The organism is Microbacterium sp. (assembly GCF_036566905.1).
GTDB lineage: Bacteria > Actinomycetota > Actinomycetes > Actinomycetales > Microbacteriaceae > Microbacterium.
Genome location: NZ_DATCVK010000228.1, coordinates 1 through 14,030 on the forward strand (window position 1 = coordinate 1; position 14,030 = coordinate 14,030).

General features: G+C 70.6%; 13 protein-coding genes, 1 tRNA gene and 1 pseudogene. 5 read left to right on the plus strand and 10 right to left on the minus strand.

What is annotated here, in order from left to right; translation table 11 throughout:
• Window positions 1-284 (minus strand): annotated as a pseudogene (locus VIP82_RS20445) (type II secretion system F family protein); the annotation flags it as partial.
• Window positions 281-1,429, minus strand: coding sequence for a TadA family conjugal transfer-associated ATPase (locus tag VIP82_RS20450; protein WP_331912032.1), 1,149 nt, complete (start codon window positions 1,427-1,429; stop codon window positions 281-283). The gene VIP82_RS20450 and the pseudogene VIP82_RS20445, both read right to left, overlap by 4 nt.
• A gap of 105 nt (window positions 1,430-1,534) precedes the next feature.
• On the opposite strand from VIP82_RS20450, the gene VIP82_RS20455 reads away from it, so the two are divergent.
• The 3 genes from VIP82_RS20455 to VIP82_RS20465 all read left to right on the plus strand — a co-directional run bounded on the left by VIP82_RS20455 (window position 1,535) and on the right by VIP82_RS20465 (window position 2,723).
• Entirely contained in the window at window positions 1,535-1,741 is a 207-nt protein-coding gene (locus VIP82_RS20455; RefSeq protein ID WP_331912034.1) for a PLDc N-terminal domain-containing protein, read from the plus strand.
• Window positions 1,742-1,811: 70 nt separating this feature from the next.
• Window positions 1,812-1,893: transfer RNA gene (locus tag VIP82_RS20460), tRNA-Leu, on the plus strand.
• Window positions 1,894-1,937: 44 nt separating this feature from the next.
• The gene (locus tag VIP82_RS20465; RefSeq protein WP_331912036.1) at window positions 1,938-2,723 is read left to right on the plus strand and encodes a DedA family protein; all 786 of its coding nucleotides are present in this window, start codon (window positions 1,938-1,940) and stop codon (window positions 2,721-2,723) included.
• Between the two features lie 27 nt (window positions 2,724-2,750).
• Here VIP82_RS20465 and ku read toward each other — a convergent pair whose 3' ends face one another.
• Window positions 2,751-3,662 (minus strand): non-homologous end joining protein Ku, encoded by a 912-nt coding sequence (ku, locus tag VIP82_RS20470; protein ID WP_331912038.1) that lies wholly within the window; start codon window positions 3,660-3,662, stop codon window positions 2,751-2,753.
• 71 nt (window positions 3,663-3,733) lie between these two features.
• On the opposite strand from ku, the gene VIP82_RS20475 reads away from it, so the two are divergent.
• Window positions 3,734-6,343, plus strand: coding sequence for an ATP-dependent DNA ligase (locus VIP82_RS20475; protein WP_331912040.1), 2,610 nt, complete (start codon window positions 3,734-3,736; stop codon window positions 6,341-6,343).
• 83 nt (window positions 6,344-6,426) lie between these two features.
• Here the strand turns inward: VIP82_RS20475 and VIP82_RS20480 are convergent, their stop codons facing one another.
• The 4 genes from VIP82_RS20480 to murI form a co-directional block, all read right to left on the minus strand.
• Complete coding sequence (locus VIP82_RS20480) at window positions 6,427-7,338, minus strand: cation diffusion facilitator family transporter (RefSeq protein ID WP_331912042.1); 912 nt, start codon at window positions 7,336-7,338, stop codon at window positions 6,427-6,429.
• A 91-nt stretch (window positions 7,339-7,429) separates the two neighbouring features.
• On the minus strand, window positions 7,430-8,032 hold the full coding sequence (gene rdgB, locus VIP82_RS20485; RefSeq protein WP_331912055.1) for an RdgB/HAM1 family non-canonical purine NTP pyrophosphatase: 603 nt from the start codon (window positions 8,030-8,032) through the stop codon (window positions 7,430-7,432).
• Window positions 8,033-8,115: 83 nt separating this feature from the next.
• Window positions 8,116-8,871 carry a ribonuclease PH gene (rph, locus tag VIP82_RS20490; RefSeq protein ID WP_331912045.1) on the minus strand — a complete coding sequence of 252 codons (756 nt, stop codon included), beginning with the start codon at window positions 8,869-8,871 and terminating at the stop codon, window positions 8,116-8,118.
• Between the two features lie 101 nt (window positions 8,872-8,972).
• The gene (gene murI, locus VIP82_RS20495) at window positions 8,973-9,800 is read right to left on the minus strand and encodes a glutamate racemase (protein WP_331912047.1); all 828 of its coding nucleotides are present in this window, start codon (window positions 9,798-9,800) and stop codon (window positions 8,973-8,975) included.
• 41 nt (window positions 9,801-9,841) lie between these two features.
• On the opposite strand from murI, the gene VIP82_RS20500 reads away from it, so the two are divergent.
• The gene (locus VIP82_RS20500) at window positions 9,842-11,236 is read left to right on the plus strand and encodes a nicotinate phosphoribosyltransferase (protein WP_331912049.1); all 1,395 of its coding nucleotides are present in this window, start codon (window positions 9,842-9,844) and stop codon (window positions 11,234-11,236) included.
• Here VIP82_RS20500 and VIP82_RS20505 read toward each other — a convergent pair.
• The 3 genes from VIP82_RS20505 to VIP82_RS20515 form a co-directional block, all read right to left on the minus strand.
• Window positions 11,222-11,488, minus strand: coding sequence for a DUF3039 domain-containing protein (locus VIP82_RS20505; RefSeq protein WP_163617487.1), 267 nt, complete (start codon window positions 11,486-11,488; stop codon window positions 11,222-11,224). The genes VIP82_RS20500 and VIP82_RS20505 overlap by 15 nt on opposite strands.
• Before the next feature lie 75 nt (window positions 11,489-11,563).
• Window positions 11,564-13,129, minus strand: a complete 1,566-nt coding sequence (locus tag VIP82_RS20510) for a hypothetical protein (RefSeq protein ID WP_331912051.1) — start codon at window positions 13,127-13,129, stop codon at window positions 11,564-11,566.
• On the minus strand, window positions 13,105-14,030 hold a 926-nt coding region (locus VIP82_RS20515), incomplete at its 5' end, for an ABC transporter ATP-binding protein (RefSeq protein ID WP_331912053.1). The genes VIP82_RS20515 and VIP82_RS20510, both read right to left, overlap by 25 nt.

The following is a 14,030-nucleotide window of genomic DNA, read 5'->3' on the forward strand; positions in this document are numbered from 1 at the left end:
AGCCACGCGAACGGGGCGATCGCGCCCGCGGCAGCAGCGACGAGTGCGAGCGCGGCGACCGGTGCCACGAGCCACGCGATCGCAGCCGCGACCACGGCGCACACCCCGGCCACCACGGCGACCGAGGCGACCGAGCTGCGCGGCATTCCCGCGTCCTCGAGCAGGCGGGCGATCCGGCCGCGTCGCACCGTCCCGGCGCGGCGATGGGGGTCCGCGGGCCACAGCCACGGTGACAGCACCAGCAGGAGGCCGGCTGCCAGCACCGCGCCCCAGACGAAGGTCACCGAGCGTCCGCCCGGTAGAGCGTGCGAGCAGTGATGACGGAGTCCACGACCCCGGTCGGCGCCACGATCTCCACGACGCGCCGCCCGCCCGCGGCGTCGCGTTCGCAGTGCGCGACGAGGTGGACGGATGCCGCGACCGCCGGCTGCACGAAGCTCGCGTCGATGTTGCGCCCGGCGAGCAACGGCAGCGCGGCGAGCTTGCCGAGCGCCTCGCGCGCCGAGTTCGCGTGGATCGTCGCCGCACCCGGCACGCCGGTGTTGAGCGCCAGCAGCAGGTCCAGGGCCTCGGCGTCGCGCACCTCTCCGACGACCAGGCGGTCGGGACGCATGCGAAGAGCCTCCTTGACGAGGCGCCGCAGGGTGACTTCGCCGGTCCCTTCGAGGCTGGGCTGGCGTCCCTGCAGCGAGACGAGGTCGGGTGCCGCGACGGCGAGCTCGAACGTCTCCTCCACCGTCACGATGCGATGCTCCGGCGGGCACGCGGCGATGAGCGCGCCCAGCAGCGTCGTCTTGCCGGCGTGCGTCGCGCCCGAGACGAGCACGGACTGCCCGGCGATCATCGCATCGCGCAGCAGTGTGGCGGCCTCGGGAGCGATCGAGCCTGCAGCGACCAGGCGACCGAGGTCGCGGTATGCCGGAAGGAACTTGCGGATGTTGACCGCCCAGTGGCGCCGTGTGATGTCGGGGATGACGACGTGCAGGCGGCTTCCGTCGGGCAGCGAGGCGTCCACGAAGGGCTGGCTGAGGTCGACGCGACGCCCACTCGACTGCAGCATCCGCTCGACGAGGTCCCGCACGGCGGTGTCGGTCAGCATCAACGGCACCCGCTCTGCGACTCCGGCTCGCGCGACGAAGATGCGATCGGGAGCGTTGATCCAGACTTCCTCGACGGTCGGGTCGTCGAGGTACGCCTGCAGCGGCCCGAACCCCGCGACGGCGGCGAGCACCTCCCGCACGCAGGCCGTCTCGTCGTCGACGGGCGCCAGCCCACGGGCGAGCGCGAAGTCGTTGTGCCGGCGCACCTCGGCTCGCGCGACCTGGGCCGCGAACTCCGGGTCGCGCGTCGGATCGGACCGCTCGGCGCGCAGTCTTTCACGCACCCGCTCGGCCACGAGAGTCGCGACGGGAGCGGGAGAGGAGGTCACGTCAGCATCCTCGCAATTCGCCCCGGAGCCAGCCGAAAGTTATCCACAGATGCGGTCGCCGCGCCCGCGGGGCAGGATGGAGGCACCGATGAAAGGACGACGATGATGACCAAGACGGAACTGGCCCCGGCGGCGAAGGCGGGCCTGGGCGTTCTGGGCCTCGTGCAGGTGGCGTTCGCGTTCCTCGCGTTCTGGGATCTCTCCCACCGCGAGGCCGACGAGGTGCGCGGACCGAAGGCGGCGTGGATCCCCGCGATCCTGGTCAACTGGATCGGGCCGGCGAGCTACTTCCTGTTCGGCATCCGCCGCTGATCTCCGCCGCGAAACGGGGGGTCAGCCCCACAGCGGACCCCCAATCGCCTCAGTAGACTGAGAGCCACTTGCGGGAGTGGTGAAATCGGCAGACACGCAGGATTTAGGTTCCTGTGCCTTCGGGCGTGTGGGTTCAAGTCCCACCTTCCGCACGCGAGTTCTCGCATCAACCGCCGACTGACGACGGGAAACCACCGTGCACGCTGTTCCTTCTGCGCTGATCCCCTGGCTGGATCCGGCCGCCATCATCGAATGGGCGGGCCCCTGGGCGCTCGTCGCCGTGTGCTTCATCGTCTTCGCCGAGACGGGCCTGCTCATCGGATTCCTCCTCCCGGGCGACACCCTCCTCGTCATCTCGGGCCTGCTGTCGCATCCGCAGTCGTATGCGCCGAACGGCGTGTTCGGCATCAGCGTGTGGTGGGTGGCGCTGTTGATCGGTCTCGCGGCCTTCCTCGGCGGGGAGGTGGGCTACTACATCGGCCACAAGGGCGGCCCGGCGGTCTTCGAGAAGAAGGAATCCGGTCTGTTCAGCGTCAAGAACGTCGAGCGCACGAACGCGTTCTTCGAGCGGTTCGGTGGACTGACCATCATCCTGGCCCGCTTCGTGCCGATCGTGCGCACCTTCGCCCCTGTTGCGGCGGGTGTCGGGCACATGAACAAGTGGAAGTACACGCTCTACAACTTCATCGGCGCGGTGCTGTGGGGCTTCGGCCTCACGATGTTCGGCTACGCCATCGGGTTCATCCCGCCGGTCGCCACCTTCGTGGAGAACTACATCGACCTGATCCTGCTCGCCGCTGTCGGCGGCACGGCGATCGTCACGCTGTGGCATTACTTCCGCGAGCGCAGCAAGGCCAAGAAGGCCGCCGCAGCGGGTGAGGATGTCGTCACCGACCACGGCGAGGCCGAGGCGCTCGTGCTCGATCCCGAGGTGTTCGACCGCGGCCCCGAGCACCACGAGGGTGGCGCCCCGCGGGCCTGATCTGACGCCGGGCGGTGGCTCCGACCGTCAGGAGGCCTTCTTCTTGGCGGCCGGCTTCTTCGCCGCGGGCTTCTTGGCGGATGCCTTCGCCGCCGGCTTCTCGTCGGCCCCGGCATCCTTCTTGCCCGACGCCTTCGATCCCCCGTCTTCGCGAGCCGCACGCGACTTCTCGACGCTGGCACGCAGCGCCGCCATGAGGTCGATGACCTCGCCGCCGGCCTCTTCCTCCTGCTCGCCGAAGGTCTCGGAGGTGTCCAGGGCGTCGCCCTTCTCGAGCTTCGCCTCGATGAGGGTGCGCAGCTCCTGCTGGTACTCGTCGGTGAATTCCTCGGGATCGAAGTCGCTCGAGAAGCTCTCGACGAGGGATGCCGACAGCTCGAGCTCCTTCGCCGAGATCCGCACGCTCTCATCCAGCGCCGGGAACGCTGCTTCGCGCACCTCGTCGGCCCACAGGAGGGTCTGCAGCACGAGGACGTCGCCGCGCACGCGCAAGGCCGCCAGCCGGGTCTTCTGACGCAGCGAGAATCGTACGATCGCGGTGCGGTCGGTCTGTTCCAGTGTCTTGCGCAGCAGCACGTACGCCTTCGGCGACGCGGAATCCGGTTCGAGGTAGTACGCGCGATCGAGCGTCAGAAGGTCGATCTGCTCGCTCGGCACGAACTCGACGACGTCGATCTCACGGCTCTTCTCCGCCGGGAGCGAGCCCAGGTCGTCCTTGGTGAGCACGACCGTCCTCTCGCCGTCGTCGTACGCCTTGTCGATGTCGGAGTACGGCACCACCTCGCCGTCGACCTCGCATACCCGCTGATAGCGGATGCGGCCGCCGTCCTTGTTGTGCACCTGATGCAGAGAGACGTCGTGGTCCTCTGTCGCCGAGTACACCTTCACCGGCACGTTGACGAGTCCGAACGTCAGTGCACCCTTCCAGATCGCTCTCACCACACCAGTGAACACCAGTGCGCCGACACCGGGCCACCCCTTGCGCCGCTCGTCGCCGATACTCTGTCGCCATGGCGGGAGAGGAGCAGCTCGTGCGCATCGGCGGCCGGCGCCTGCGCATCACCAATCTCGACAAGGTGCTCTACCCCGAGACCGGCACCACCAAGGGCGAGGTCATCGACTACTACTCGCGCATCGGCGAGGTGCTGATCCCCCACGTCATCGGGCGTCCCGTGACCCGCAAGCGCTGGCCGGACGGCGTCGGCACCGCGGACGACCCCGGCATGGTCTTCTTCGCGAAGGACCTCGAGCGCGGCGCTCCGTCCTGGGTGAGACGGATGCCGATCCCCCATTCCACCGGCACCAAGGAGTATCCGCTGGTCGGCGACATCCCGACGCTCGTCTATCTCGCGCAGGTGGCGAGCCTCGAGCTGCACGTGCCGCAGTGGCGCTTCGCCCCCGACGGCGGTCGCGGGCCGGCGGACCGGCTCGTGCTCGACCTCGATCCGGGTCCCGGCGTAGGCCTGCCGGAGTGCGCCGTGGTCGCCGGATGGGCGCGCGGCATCCTGGTCGGCATGGGGCTCGAGCCGTACCCGGTGACGAGCGGCAGCAAGGGCATCCACCTGTACACCGCGCTGCCGCCCGGCCAGTCGACCGAGCAGGCGTCCGCACTCGCGAACGAGCTCGCCCGCGCGATCGAGGCCGATCATCGCGACCTCGTCGTCAGCAGCATGAAGAAGAGCGAGCGCCACGGCAAGGTGCTCATCGACTGGAGCCAGAACAACGGGTCGAAGACGACGATCGCACCGTACTCGCTGCGCGGCCGCGCCCACCCCACGGTGGCGGCGCCGCGCACGTGGGACGAGCTCGCCGACCCTGAGCTGCGCCACCTGGATTTCACCGAGGTGCTCGAGAGGATCGAGACCATCGGCGATCCGATGGCGGCGCTCGGCTTCCACGCCGGCGGACGCGAGGCCGAGTCCGGGCCCCTATCGGCGTACATCTCCAAGCGCAGCGCGCAGCGCACCCCCGAGCCGGTGCCCGCCAATCCGCTGGGTGCGACGCCGTCCGGCGAACGGCCGCGATTCGTGATCCAGGAACATCACGCGAGCCGCCTGCACTGGGACTTCCGGCTCGAGCACGACGGCGTGCTGGTCAGCTGGGCGGTCCCCCGCGGCGTCCCGCACTCGTACAAGCGGAACAACCTCGCCGTCATGACCGAGGATCACCCGATGGAGTACGGGACCTTCGAGGGCACGATCCCCGCAGGCGAATACGGCGGCGGCACGGTGACGATCTGGGACGACGGCCGGTACGACCTCGAGAAGTGGCGCGACGACGAGATCATCGCGACCCTCGAGGGGCGCCCGGGCGGACCGCTCGGACGCGTGCGCCTCGCGCTCATCCGCACCGAGGGCGAAGGCGAGAAGTCGAGCTGGCTGCTGCACCGCATGAAGACGGATGCCGACGGCCGGCCGCAGCCGGACGGCACCGTCGTCGAAGCCACTCCCCAGGCCGACGAGCCGCGGCCGGTGCCCCGCGCCGGGCACGAGCGGCGCGCGTCTCACGTCGCCGAGCCGCAGCCCGCGGCATCCGGAACAGGAGATCCGGCGCAGGCAGGACGAACGGGCGCGAACCGTCCTGTCCTCGACAGAACACCTGATCTCGGCGACGGCGACGGCGATCTGCCTCGGACGCCCCCGCAGGGCGAGGAGCTGCGCCCGATGCTGTCGACGACGGCGACCCCCGCCGTCGCACGCGCCGCCTCGGAGCGCTGGGGCGAGCCCGCGTGGGTCGAGATGAAGTGGGACGGGATCCGCGCCGTCGGCGTGTGGGACGGCCATCGCCTGCGGCTCTTCGCACGCAGCGGCAATGAGGTGACCCACCGGTATCCCGAGCTGACGGCAGCGGACGCCGGCCTCGGCGACGAGCCGGCGGTGCTCGACGGCGAGCTCGTCGCACTCGAGCCCGATGGTCGTCCCAGCTTCCCGCTCCTGCAGACCCGCATGAACCTCGAGCGCGCGGGCGACATCGCCCGCGAAGCCCGACGGACGCCGGTGCGCTACTACCTGTTCGACGTCCTCTCGCACGACGGCGACGACCTCGCCGACCTCCCGCTGCGCGAACGACGCGACCTGCTCGAAGCGGTGGCGGCGGCATCCGTCGACGCGATCGTCATCCCACCGGTGTTCGACGACGTCGATGCGGCTCTCGACACGAGCGTGCAGCTGCGACTCGAAGGGATCGTCGTCAAGGATCCCGGCTCGCGGTACCTGCGCGGAGGCAGGTCCGAGTCATGGCTGAAGGTCAAGATCACCCGCACGCAGGAAGTGGTGATCGCTGGCATCCGCCCCGGCAAGGGCGGGCGCAGCAACACTTTCGGATCCTTGCTGCTCGGCATCCCGGACGAGGAGGGCCTGCGCTATGCGGGTCGCGTCGGCTCCGGCTTCAGCGACTCGACCCTCGCGACCCTCATGAAGAAGCTGCTGCCGCTGCGCACCGACGCCAACCCGCTCGTCGGCGTGCCGCCGCTCGACGCGCGCGATGCCCTGTGGGTGCGGCCGGAGCTCGTCGGCGAGGTCGAGTACGGCGAGTTCACCCCCGGCGGCATCCTCCGCCACCCGCGGTGGCGCGGCCTTCGACCCGACAAGAGCCCCGACGAGGTGCGGCGCGAGGACTGAACGGCTTCCGGCCCCGAATGGGTGCCAGGTCGCCAGCCGGTTGTCGGTCGCTGAACAGTCGCCGGCGAGACGAAGGGTCGCGCTCAGGCGTGCGCGTCGTGTTCGACGTGACCGGCGGGCTCGAGCTGGAACGTCGAGTGCTCGACATCGAAGTGCTGCGACAGACAGCTCTGCAGGCCGCTCAGGATGCCGGCCGCCCGGCCGTCGGCGAGCGCGGCGTCGTCCACCACCACGTGGGCGGTGAACACGGGCGCGCCGCGGGTCAGCTGCCACACGTGGACGTCGTGCACGTCGACGACACCGGGCGTGGCGAGGATGTGGTCGCGGATCTCCGTGACGTGCGTGCCCGCGGGCGCCGACTCGGCGAGCACCGACACGACCTCGCGGAGCAGGCCGATCGCGCGCGGCACGATCATCGCCGCGATGAGCAGCGACGCGATCGCGTCGGCCTGATCCCACCCCGTGGTGATGACGACGATCGCCGCGACGATCACCGCGGCCGAGCCGAAGAGGTCGCCGAGCACCTCCAGATAGGCACCGCGGACGTTGATGCTGTGCCGCTGCGCCGCGCTGAGCAGCCACATCGCGACCGCGTTCGCAACGAGTCCGATGACGGCGATCACCAGCATGAGACCGCCGGCGATCTCGGCCTCGCCGGGGTTCAGCAGTCGCGAGATGCCTTCGAACGCGACCCACGCCGAGAGGACGATCAGGATGATCGCGTTGACGAGGGCGCCGAACACCTCGGCGCGCTGGTAGCCGAACGTGCGGCGATCATTGGCCGGCCGGGCGGCGACGGTGCTCGCGACGAGCGCGATCACGAGCGCTGCCGCATCCGTGAACATGTGAGCCGCGTCCGCGAAGAGCGCGAGGGATCCCGAGAGCGCCGCCCCGACGATCTGCACCACCATCACGGTGGACGTGATCGCGAGCGAGATCCCGAGGAGACGGCGATTGCCGGCCCCGCGGATCCCGGTCGGCGCGTGATCGTGCATGCGCCCAGGCTAAGCCCGGGCGGGTGTCGCCGGCTGCCGTTCGGGCTAGTCGGGAATGATCGTTATTCTCAGTCGCAGCGCACCCTGCGGCTCACAGCTCTGCGAGCAGCGGCGCGAGCGCCTCGAACGCGCGTGCACGGTGGGATGCCGTGTTCTTCTCGAGCGCCGTCCACTCGCCGACCGTCCGCTCGGCGTCGGTCTCCTGGCCGTCCGGGACGAAGATCGGGTCGTAGCCGAAGCCGCCCTCACCCGACGCCGCCGTGGCGAGGCGTCCGGGCCACACGCCCTCCACGACGCACTCCCGCGATGCATCGCCGGGCACGACGAACGCGATCGTCGAGACGAACTGCGCCGTGCGGTGCGGGTCCCGGATGTCGGAGAGCTGGTCGAGCAGCAGGCTCAGGTTGGCCGCGGCATCCTTCGCATGCCCTGCCCAGTAGGCGGAGAACACCCCGGGCGCTCCGCCGAGCACGTCGACGCAGATACCGGAATCATCCGCGAGCGCGGGCAGCCCCGTGTGCTCGGCCGCCGCGCGCGCCTTGATCAGCGCGTTCTCGGCGAAGGTGACGCCGTCCTCGACCGGCTCGGGGCCGTCGTAGGCGACCACGACGAGGTCCGGGCGCGTGTCCGCCACGATCGCCTGGAACTCCTCGACCTTGTGACGGTTGTGCGTCGCGAGCACGATCTGGTTCACGGCACCGGCGATGTCGGAGCCTGCGGCCGCTGTCTGCGCCTCCGCCTCGGCGATCGCCTCCGCCATGTCGTCGGGGTGGGCGGTCATGCCGCGCCCTCGCCCGCTCCCTCGCCGAGCGCGGCGAGCTGTTGGGTGCGCAGATCGGCGCAGCCGTTGACGCCGAGTTCGAGGAGGGCGTCGAGCTCCCGCTTGTCGAAGGGCGCGCCCTCGGCGGTGCCCTGCACCTCGACGAACAGGCCGCGACCGGTGACGACGATGTTCATGTCGGTCTCGGCGCGGACATCCTCGACGTAGGCCAGGTCGAGCATCGGCTCGCCGTCGATGATGCCGACCGACACCGCCGACACCGAGTCGAAGAGCACCTGCGCCTTCTGGCCGATGAACTTCTTGCGGCGGCCCCACTCGATCGCGTCGGCGAGCGCGACGTACGCGCCGGTGATCGCGGCGGTGCGCGTGCCGCCGTCGGCCTGCAGCACGTCGCAGTCGATGACGATGGTGTTCTCACCGAGCGCCTTCGTGTCGACGACGGCGCGGAGCGCCCGGCCGATCAGCCGTGAGATCTCGTGGGTGCGGCCGCCGATCTTGCCCTTGACGCTCTCACGGTCGTTGCGCTCGTTCGTGGCGCGCGGCAGCATGGCGTACTCGGCGGTGATCCAGCCCTTGCCCTTGCCGTTGAGCCAGCGCGGCACGCCGTTGGTGAAGGACGCCGTGCACAGCACCTTCGTGTTCCCGAACGAGATGAGCGCCGACCCCTCCGCCTGGCTCGACCAGCCCCGCTCGATCGTGACGGGACGCAACTGGTCGACGGTGCGACCGTCGGCACGGGTGATGTCGGTCATTTCTCTCCTCTGACAGTGCGCATGCCCGAAAACGATCGCTTCCGGATGCCGGGAGCGGTGGCTTTCGGAACACGCTGCGGGGATTGTGGGACACGGATGCCTCAGCCGAGGCGGGTGGGCAGGTCGATGGCGCCGGTCTGGACCAGTCGCACGGAGCTGACCTCGCGGCCCATCAGGCGATGGGCAAGGCGCAGGAACTCGTCGGCGGACGCGCCGGTGGCTTCATAGACGTGCTGGGGCTCGGCATCCGGACCCGCGAGCAGGTCGCGGGAGACCAGCTGACGGTAGACGTCCTTCGCTGTCTCGGTGTCGCTCGACACGAGGCTGACGTCGGGTCCCATCACGTAGCTGATCGCGCCCTCGAGGAACGGGTAGTGCGTGCAGCCGAGGACGAGGGTGTCGACGCCGGCGTGGCGCAGTGGTGCGAGGTACTCCTCGGCGACCGAGAGCACCTCGGGCGACCCCGTGACGCCGGCCTCGACGAACTCCACGAAACGGGGGCAGGCCTGGGCGAAGACCGTCAGCTGCTCGTTGACGCCGAGCATGTCCTGGTACGCCCCCGACGAGATCGTGCCGGCGGTGCCGATGACTCCGACGCGGCCGTTGCGGGTCGTCGACATCGCAGTGCGCACCGCAGGGTTGATCACCTCGACGACCGGCACGTCGTAGCGCTCGCGCGCGTCGCGCAGCATGGCCGCGGACGCGGTGTTGCACGCGATGACGAGCATCTTCACGCCCTGCTCCACCAGGTCGTCGAGCACCTCGAGCGCATAGCGGCGCACGTCCGCGATCGGCTTGGGGCCGTACGGCGAACGCGCCGTGTCGCCGATGTAGAGGATCGACTCCTGCGGCAGAAGGGCCGACACGGCCCGTGCGACGGTGAGACCGCCGACTCCGGAGTCGAAGATTCCGATCGGCGCGTCGTTCACGATGCCCCAGCCTACGCCAGGCGCTCACTAGGCTGGCCCGCATGACCCACGGGCACGCTTCGCGAGGGGGCGCCTCGACCGCCCTGCTGACGGACCGGTACGAGCTCACGATGGTCGACGCGGCCCTGCGCGACGGCACCGCCGGGCGCCGCTGCGTCTTCGAGCTGTTCGGCCGGCGGCTGTCGGCCGGGCGACGGTTCGGCGTGGTCGCCGGTACAGGCCGGCTGCTGTCGCTGATCCGCGATTTCCGCTTCGACGACGACGAGCTGCGGTTCCTGCGCGACGAGAAGGTGGTGGATGCCGCCACCCTCGACTTCCTGGAGGGCTACCGGTTCACCGGCTCGATCACGGGCTACCGCGAGGGCGAGCTCTACTTCCCGGGCTCCCCCATCCTCACCGTCGAGGGCACGTTCGCCGAGGCCGTCGTGCTCGAGACGCTGGCGCTGAGCGTGCTCAACCACGACTCCGCGATCGCCACCGCCGCCGCTCGCATGAGCGTGGCCGCCGGCGACCGGCCCCTCGCCGAGATGGGCTCTCGGCGGGCGGGCGAGAGGTCGGCCGTCGCCGCCGCGCGCGCGGCGTACATCGCCGGGTTCGCCGCGACGTCGAACCTCGAAGCAGGCCGCCGTTGGGGCATCCCCACAATGGGCACCGCCGCGCACTCGTGGACGCTCCTGCACGACACCGAAGAGGACGCCTTCCGCGCGCAGATCGACGCGCTGGGGACGGGCACCACGCTCCTCGTCGACACCTACGACATCCGCCGCGGCGTGGAGACGGCGGTGCGGATCGCGGGCACCGGACTCGGCGGCGTGCGCATCGACTCGGGCGATCTGCCCACCGTGGCCGCCGAGGTGCGCGCGCAGCTCGACGAGCTCGGCGCGACCGGCACGCGGATCACGGTGACGAGCGACCTCGACGAGTACGCGATCGCCGCGCTCGCGGCATCCCCGGTCGATTCCTACGGCGTGGGCACGTCGGTGGTGACCGGCTCGGGCACGCCGACCGCCGGCATGGTCTACAAGCTCGTCGCGCGCCAGGACTCCGACGGCGGCTGGGTCGGTGTGGCGAAGGCCTCGACCGACAAGGGATCGAGAGGCGGCCGCAAGGCGGCCTTCCGCACCCTCGACGAGGGCACGGCCACGAGCGAGCTCGTCGTCGTGTCGGACGGCTTCGAAGCCCTCGACACCGGTGCGTCGCACCCGGGAGCGCGTCCGCTGCAGGTTGCGCTGGTGACCGACGGCGAGCCGGATGCCTCGTTCGAAGGGACGGCCGGCGTCGAGGCCGCCCGGGCACATCACGCCCGTGTGCGCGAGGAGCTTCCGGTGCGCGCTCTCGCGCTCAGCCGGTCCGACCCGGCGATCCCGACGGTCTACGCCGACGCGCCCGCAGCCGAGGTGATCGCTCAGCCGGCCGTGGCATCAGGCGCCGAGTGACTCGTAGATCTCTTTGCAGGTCGGGCAGACCGGGAACTTCTCGGGATCGCGTCCGGGCGTCCACTTCTTGCCGCACAATGCCCGCACCGGCTTGCCGGTGATCGCGGACTCGAGGATCTTGTCCTTCTTGACGTAATGCGAGAAGCGCTCGTGGTCACCCGGTTCGATGTTCTCTTCTTTGAGGAGCTCTTCGAGCTCGCGATCGAGGGTCGCGATGCCGCCCTGATCAGGGCTGTCCAGCGGGGTGCTCATGGTCTGCCAGTGTAGTCGGGGCCGGCCGCCGCCGGGTCGATCGTGGCGACTCGGGGGTCATCGAACTGGCAGGCGTCAGGTCGATTCGGCGAACTCCATCAGACGTCCGCCGCGACGCTCGAAAGCAATCGAGCCGACGGTCACGCCGACGACGAGCACGCCGATTCCGATGGCCAGACCGCCCCACAGCGCCATGTCGGTGGCGGCCTCGTCGCCCTGCAGGGCGAGCCAGCCGCACCACAGCACCGGCGCCGAGAGGACCAGGGCTCCGAGCATCACCGCGCCCTGCGCGAGGGCACCCACCGCGGTCGTCCGCTGCGGCTGCTGGAAGGGGCTCTCGCCCGGGCGCGACACCGCGTAGGGGGCGACCACCGAGGAGATGCTCGACAGGCCGAGGCCGGACAGGAAGAGTGCGGCGCAGACGCCGGTGAGAGCCGGCAGGACAGCCCATCGCCCATGGAGCGAGGTTGCGACCGGGATGGCGACCGCCAGCAGCGGCACGCCCACGAGCAGCACGGGCACCAGGCGCCCGACGCGGTCCGACACGCCTCGCACGCCGCTCGCGATGTGCATCCACACCGCCGTGGAGTCGTACGCGACGTCGTCGTGCGGCAACCAGCCGAGGAAGAGCGCGGCGAACGGCACCGGCACGAGGGCCACAAGCTCGGGCGGAACGCCGGCGATGAGGAGGGGCACGACGGTGATGGCCGCGGCGAACGGGATCACCAGGCCGTTGACCACGTACCGACGATCGCCGAACCAGTACATGAGGCTGCGCGCGGCGATCGCGCCGCCGGGCGTGCCCGGTGCCACGCCGAACCAACCCAGGCCGCCGCGCGCGCGGCCGGTCGTGGGCCGCTCGGTCGTGGTCAGGAGCCGTTTTACCGCCCACGCCCACAGCAGCGCCAGCGCGAGAACCGTCCCGACGGCGATGAGAGCCGGCATCCACACGTCGCCGCCGACCGCCGCCATCCCCGGGAGTGCCCACGCGGCGCCGAGCGGTGTGAGCGCCAGCGCGTCCACCGCCTCGAGCAGCTGGGTCGGCACCGTCCCCTGCCATTCGAGCGACGCGAGGAAGACGCCGACCGGAACGACCACCACGAGTACCACGAGCACGAACACGCCCGACAGCTCACGCGAACGCCGGTCGCGCAGGAAGAGGGACGCCAGCGCCGTGCACACGCGCGCCAGCAGCGCGCAGGTCAGGACGCCGAGGACCACGCTCATGACTCCGACGGCGACCGGCACGCCGTGATCGGCCCACACGATCGCAGCGCACACCGCCACGGCGAGGAGGACCAGGATCGGCACGCTGATGAGTCCGGCGACGGCGAGCACGAAGGCGAGGCGGCCGCGGGGCAGCCCGAACAGCGCGAACCGCCGCGGATCCAGCGGATCGTCGACGGCGCCGAAGAGCGGGGCGAGCGCGAAGCCCAGCGTGACCGCCGAGCCGCCGAGCACGGTGACGGCCAGCACCTCCTCGGTGGCGGCATCCCGCAGCGTCAGGAGTCCCCAGCACGCCGCGGCCGTCGCTGCGACGAGGAGCAGCAGTGCGCCGACCACGCGGACGACGTGCCCCGCGTCCCCGCGGAGTGCGCCGAACAGCAGTGCGAGCCTCAGTCGGAGAACGTGTGCAGCCACTCGAGACCCTCCACGTCGCTGAGGCCTCCGGCGAGTTCGACGAAACGCTGCTCCAGCGTCAGCTCGCCGCGCACCTCGGCGACGGTGCCCTCGGCGAGCACCTGGCCCGCGACGATGACCGCCACACGCGTGCAGACGCGCTCGACGAGGTCCATGCCGTGACTGGAGAGGATCACCGTGCCACCGTGGGCCACGTACGTCGAGAGGATGTCGAGGATGATCGCGCTCGACACCGGGTCGACGGCCTCGAACGGCTCGTCCAGGACGAGCAGGCGCGGAGAGTGGATGAGTGCGCCGGCGAGCATGACCTTCTTGAGCATTCCGGCCGAGTAGTCCGACACGCTGCGGCCGAGGGCGTCTTCGAGATCAAATGCGCGTGCGAGGTCGGCAGTGCGACTCTCGACGACCGCGGGAGGCAGCTTGCGCAGCACCCCGTAGTAGTAGAGGAGCTGGCGGCCCGTCAGTCGGTCGAAGGTGCGCAGTCGATCCGGCAGCACCCCCATCAGCTTCTTCGCCGCGAGCGGTTTGGCCGCGGCATCCACTCCGCCGATGTGGATCGTGCCGCGATCCGGTTCGAGCAGACCGGCGATCATCGAGAGCGTGGTGGTCTTGCCCGCGCCGTTCGGTCCCACGAGGCCGTAGAACGTGCCGGCCGGGACTGTGAGGTCGATGCCGTCGACCGCGTGCGTGCTGCCGAAGCGCTTGGTGACGCCGCGGAGGACGAGCGCATCGCCCGCGGCCGCCGGCAGGGGCGGCGTGTCGAGCAGGACGGATGCCGCGGCCGGCGCTCGGTCGACCGCGGGAGTGGTGTCCGCCGCGGCGAGAGCGGGCAGCGGTGTCGGTGGCGGCTCGACGACCGGCTCAGCCACGGGCGCGATCGCCACGGGCGCGGCCACGGGCG

Excerpts from the sequence above, each read along its gene's own strand:
- VIP82_RS20455 (WP_331912034.1), top strand. The coding sequence starts at position 1,535 with ATGACCAAGACGGAACTGGCCCCGGCGGCGAAGGCGGGCCTGGGCGTT.
- VIP82_RS20475 (WP_331912040.1), top strand. The coding sequence starts at position 3,734 with ATGGCGGGAGAGGAGCAGCTCGTGCGCATCGGCGGCCGGCGCCTGCGC.
- VIP82_RS20480 (WP_331912042.1), bottom strand. The coding sequence starts at position 7,338 with ATGCACGATCACGCGCCGACCGGGATCCGCGGGGCCGGCAATCGCCGT.
- rph (WP_331912045.1), bottom strand. The coding sequence starts at position 8,871 with ATGACCGACATCACCCGTGCCGACGGTCGCACCGTCGACCAGTTGCGT.
- VIP82_RS20500 (WP_331912049.1), top strand. The coding sequence starts at position 9,842 with ATGACCCACGGGCACGCTTCGCGAGGGGGCGCCTCGACCGCCCTGCTG.
- VIP82_RS20505 (WP_163617487.1), bottom strand. The coding sequence starts at position 11,488 with ATGAGCACCCCGCTGGACAGCCCTGATCAGGGCGGCATCGCGACCCTC.